We start from the raw sequence: 4,454 nt of genomic DNA on the forward strand, positions 1-4,454 counted from the left end.
CCAGTACCGAGCCCATCTGATCGACGCCTGCCTCACCGAGACCGGACTGATCATGGACGGCTGAGCTCAGCAACAGCCGACATCACGCAATCAAGCTCAGTAGCGGGCGAGGAGGTCGGCCAGGTGCTCGGCCGCGTTCCGGTGCTGTGACGAGCGCAGCAGGGCGATGGCTTCCTCGGTGCGGCCGTCGCCTTCGAGGAGGTCCGCGATGTTGGGGTCCCACTGGCCGGGCTTGTCCTGGGGCAGGGCGTTGGCGTGCGCGATGCCGTCGGCGTGGCGGCCGGCCTCGCCGAGCAGCCGCAGGCGCATGTGCTGGACGTCGTCGGGGTGCCCGTCGACCCACCAGCCGGTGAGGTTGTCCAGTACCTCGAGTGCCCGGCCGGGGCGGCCGTCGTCCACCAGCAGCTCGAGGATCCAGTGGACGGTGGCGCCGTTCTCGTGGTCCGCGCACATGGGCAGGCCGACCTCGACGGCTTCGTCGATCCGGTCCTGGCGGCCCAGCAGCGTCATCAGCCGCGTGCGGTCGCGGTCGTGGTTGTGGACGACGATGCGTTCGCGCAGCAGGGCTTCGGCTTCCGTGTCCCGTCCGGCCTCGGTGAGCGCCGCGGTGTACGCGCCGACGAGGCGGTCGTCGTCTGCCGCCAGGGTTGCGAGTTCGTCGGTCAGGCCCTGGCGTGCGAGCAGCTCGGCGAAGTTCTCCGAGAAGGCGAGGGTGTGATGGCCGCCCGAAAGCGCCTCGGCGCGCAGCAGCGCCAGGGCTTCGCTCGGCCGGCCGGAGCGCCCCAGTACCCGGGCGGTATGAAGGAGCACCTCCTCGCGCGAGGCCCGCACGCCGTAGCCGTCGGCCGCGTTCGTCAGCGCCGTGGTGAGCAGCTGGAGCATCTGCTCGTCACGGTCCTGGCCGTCAGTGACTTCGACCAGGTGCCGCAGCAGCCAGGCCTCGTCCAGGTGCGGGGTGAGGACCTCGATGGCGAGATCGGCCCGGTCGGCGGCGACGGCCAGCTCGGCGTAGCGGGAGCAGTAGTGGCCGTCCTGCAGCTGGTCCGGGTCCGGGCGTGTCATCGCGAGCGCTTCCTCGCCCCGGCCCTGCTGGGTCATGACGTCGGCTGCGAGCCACTGGGCGGTGTGCCAGCCGGTGGCGGTGAACGGGGCCAGCATGTCCAGCGCGCGCTCGAACTGGCCGTCGGAGCAGAGCGAAGTGACGGCGGTTCTGGCGCAGTGCCAGTCCTCGCGCTCGAGGGCGGCCTGGATCACCACCTCCAGGTGCCCGTGGTCAATGAGGGTGAGTACGACGCGGGTGGAGACACCGCGAAGGGTGTTGGCCTGCCAGGAAAGATCATCAATGTTCACGCCGGGTACCCTACGGACAACTGCCGACACCCCCGGCCAAGCGGCGCGCGGCTCGGCCGGGGGTATGCGATCACCCCCGCTGGCACCGCCAGCGCCAAGACGCAGCTGCCACTGCATCCCGGCTCCATCGGATTCGGACGGCCACGCCCTCCCGCTCGGGGAAGGTCGCGGCGATCCGGGGGCCGTGCTCGGTGAGGAACCAGGCCCGCAGCTTGTCAGCCTGCGGCCGCACGACCTCCTCGACCAGGCCCTCGTCCTTGAGCCGGCGAAGACTCGAACACTCCGAGGCCCCAATTCGCCTCGACATCAACCGCCTCACTGTGGTCCCCGACACCATCAACGGGCCTGTTCCCCTCGCCAACATGGGCAGCGCCGAGAATCACCTCGGCTACCACGTCGCTACCTTCCTCAGCCTCCACGAGTGGTTCTCCACGCAACATCGTCCGGTACCCCGCGTCCTGATCCTTGACCAGCCATCCCAGGTCTACTTCCCTCCCGACCAGACCGGCGGAACACTCTGGCACCCTATTGAGGAGAGCCACACCGCCTCGGCGTCTCCCTCTTTCGGCGGGCCGACCCCCGGGACGGCGAGGCCGGCACCGTCCCGGGCTCGATGGCTTCCGGACGGCACCGGCCTCGTGGGGGCCGAAGGGATCTACCAGAGGCGGCGCGACGGTGTGAGCTTGGCGCTCAGTGCCGCGAGGAAGGTCGGGAGCTTGTCCACCATGGCCTTGGGGACCGGGGTGGTCTGGACGGTGTCCCGCCTCACGTCCTGAACGACAAGGGTGTAGGTGCCGTTCTCCTCGACGAGTTCGGCGGCGTAGAGCAGTGTTTCCGTGGAGGTTTGCATCGGGGTCCTAGGCTTGGGTGTCGTTGAGCCAGGTGTTCCACGCCTGGGTGGCTTTCTGCTCGTCGGCGTCCTCGGCGAACACGTGGTGGGCCAGCCAGATCGGCGTGTTCCAGGTGCTGCCGTTGAAGAAGCGGTAGAGCGCGTCCGGTCCGCGCAGGCCGACGAAGTCGGGGCTGAGCCAGTCCACGACCACCTCCTCCGGGCCGCCGTCCGGGCCGGGGACCTGGAGCAGGAGCCGGTCGCCGACGTCCGCGTCGTCGGCGAGGCCGAGGCGTCGCCGCAGGGCAGCGAAGTCGGCGGGGTCGGAGGTGGGTTCGGGGCGCCCGGCCTTGACGTAGACGGCGGGGCGGCCGGCGAAGTGCCGCAGGTACTCGGCGAGGCTGTGCTGGTAGAGGTGGACGTGCTTCTCGGCCGCGTCCGCCTTCTTGTCCCAGATCTCGTCCCAGACGCCCTCGTGCACCCAATGGATTCCCATCCGCAGATGGCTCGTTCCGCGGTCCACCGGCTCGATCCGGTAGCTGAGCGTGTTGGAGAACTCGTCGCCGAGGGTCGCCCGGGCGGCGAAGTGGGTCGGCGGCTCCCACGCCACGACGGTGCTCTCGGCCCGGGTGACCTTTCCGCCGACGCGCGGCTCGATCTCCATCGGGTACAGCCAGCCCAGGTTGCCGGCGCCGGTGGCGACCGCGGCCCAGACCTGTTCGGGTGTCGCGGGCAGGTCCTGTTCCTTTCGGACCTCGAACTCTCGGGCCACGGTCGGTTCTCCTTCGTCGTCGTTCATCGGGTCAGTAGCTGACCGGGAGGGCGCACAGCCGCCGTTGCAGCGGGTTGGGCCGCCACTCCAGCGGCGTCCCCTCTGCCAGCCGCAGCTCGGGCAGCCGACGCACCAGCGTGCCGATCGCCACCTCTGCCTGGAGCCTGGCCAACGGGCCGCCGAGGCAGAAGTGCGGGCCGTTGCCGAAGCTCAGGTGCCGGTTGCCGGGGCGGGTCAGGTCGAGCCGGTCGGGATCCTCGAAGCGCTCGGGGTCGCGGTTGGTCGCGCCGAGGAACAGGTAGACCAGCTCGCCCTCGCGCAGGGTGCGCCCGCCGATCTCCAGGTCCTCCGCGACGACCCGGACGATCGCCTGGGTCACCGTGTCGTAGCGGGCCACTTCCTCGACGGCGTCGCGGATCAGCCTCGGGTCCGCACACAGCCGGGCCAGCTGGTCGGGGTGGCGCAGCAGGGCGAGCATCCCGTTGCCGATCAGGTGTGTGGTGGTCTCGTCGCCAGCGGTGATCAGGACGAAGCAGGTGGACAGCAGCTCGGAGTCGGTGAGCCGGTCGTCCTGCGCCTGGGTGGCAACCAGGGCGCTGATCAGGTCGTCGCCCGGGTCGGCCCGGCGGCTCCGGACGAGGCGGGCGAGGTACTCCTCGTACTGCCCGATCGCCTCCTCGGACTTGTCGAGGTCCTCGCTCAGCCGGCCGAAGCGGCTGAACCAGGCCTTGACCCGCGGGAGGTCGTCGTCCGGGATGCCGAAGAGCTCGCAGACGACGGACATCGGCAGCGGGGCGGCGACGTCCTCGATCAGGTCCATGGCCGGTCCGGCCGCGACGGCTTCGTCGATCAGCCGGTCGACGATCCGCTGGATGCCGTCGCGCAGGGCTTCGACGCGTCGGGCGGTGAAGGCGCGGTTGGTCAGCTTGCGCAGCCTGGCGTGGTCCGGCGGGTCGGTGTTGGACATCACCCGCCCGAGCCGGTCGGTGAGCCGGCTGAAGGCCTTCAGGTCGCCGCCGAGCGCGACGTAGGCGCGGGTCATCCGGTCCCGGTCGTTGGACAGCCGCAGGTCGGTCAGCGCCGCCTCGACATCAGCGTAACGGGTGAGGTACCAGATGCCCTCGGCACTGCGGTGGACCGGGCTCTCGCGCCGCATACGGGCGTAGAGCGGGTACGGATCCCGCCGGGCCTCGAGGGTGAGCAGGTCCGCGGCGAGGTCGCGGGGCCGGGCGGGGCCCGCGGTGGCGCGGGCCCCGTCCCTGGTGTCGGTGGTGGTCACGTCGGCTACCGCTGGGCGTCCATGGCGTCGGCCAGGCTCTTGGGCCGCATGTCGGTCCAGGCCTGCTCGACGTACTCCAGGCAGGCGGCCTGGGTGTCGGGTCCGTGGGTGACGGTCCAGCCGGCGGGGACGTCCGCGAACTGCGGCCACAGCGAGTGCTGGTTCTCGTCGTTGACGAGCACGAGGAAGGTGCCGTCCTGGTCGTCGAAGGGGTTGGTCATGGG

General features: G+C 70.6%; 5 protein-coding genes and 1 pseudogene. 1 reads left to right on the plus strand and 5 read right to left on the minus strand.

The window, feature by feature from the left end:
- Positions 1 to 96: 96 nt before the first annotated feature.
- Positions 97 to 1,350, minus strand: a complete 1,254-nt coding sequence (locus AB0J08_RS31670) for a hypothetical protein (RefSeq protein ID WP_360641294.1) — start codon at positions 1,348 to 1,350, stop codon at positions 97 to 99.
- 191 nt (positions 1,351 to 1,541) lie between these two features.
- Between AB0J08_RS31670 and AB0J08_RS31675 the strand changes: the two are divergent.
- Positions 1,542 to 1,838: pseudogene (locus AB0J08_RS31675) on the plus strand (DUF3732 domain-containing protein); the annotation flags it as partial.
- 167 nt (positions 1,839 to 2,005) lie between these two features.
- Here the strand turns inward: AB0J08_RS31675 and AB0J08_RS31680 are convergent.
- Genes AB0J08_RS31680 through AB0J08_RS31695 form a run of 4 tightly spaced genes read right to left on the minus strand, consistent with a single transcriptional unit; the run spans position 2,006 to position 4,451 of the window.
- Complete coding sequence (locus AB0J08_RS31680; protein ID WP_360641295.1) at positions 2,006 to 2,200, minus strand: hypothetical protein; 195 nt, start codon at positions 2,198 to 2,200, stop codon at positions 2,006 to 2,008.
- Positions 2,201 to 2,207: 7 nt separating this feature from the next.
- The gene (locus AB0J08_RS31685; RefSeq protein WP_360641296.1) at positions 2,208 to 2,951 is read right to left on the minus strand and encodes an SRPBCC domain-containing protein; all 744 of its coding nucleotides are present in this window, start codon (positions 2,949 to 2,951) and stop codon (positions 2,208 to 2,210) included.
- 31 nt (positions 2,952 to 2,982) lie between these two features.
- Entirely contained in the window at positions 2,983 to 4,230 is a 1,248-nt protein-coding gene (locus tag AB0J08_RS31690) for a cytochrome P450 (protein WP_360641297.1), read from the minus strand.
- 5 nt (positions 4,231 to 4,235) lie between these two features.
- Positions 4,236 to 4,451, minus strand: coding sequence for an MbtH family protein (locus tag AB0J08_RS31695; RefSeq protein ID WP_360641298.1), 216 nt, complete (start codon positions 4,449 to 4,451; stop codon positions 4,236 to 4,238).
- Positions 4,452 to 4,454 lie beyond the last annotated feature (3 nt).

The organism is Kitasatospora sp. NPDC050463, from assembly GCF_040655255.1.
Classification (GTDB): Bacteria; Actinomycetota; Actinomycetes; order Streptomycetales; family Streptomycetaceae; genus Kitasatospora.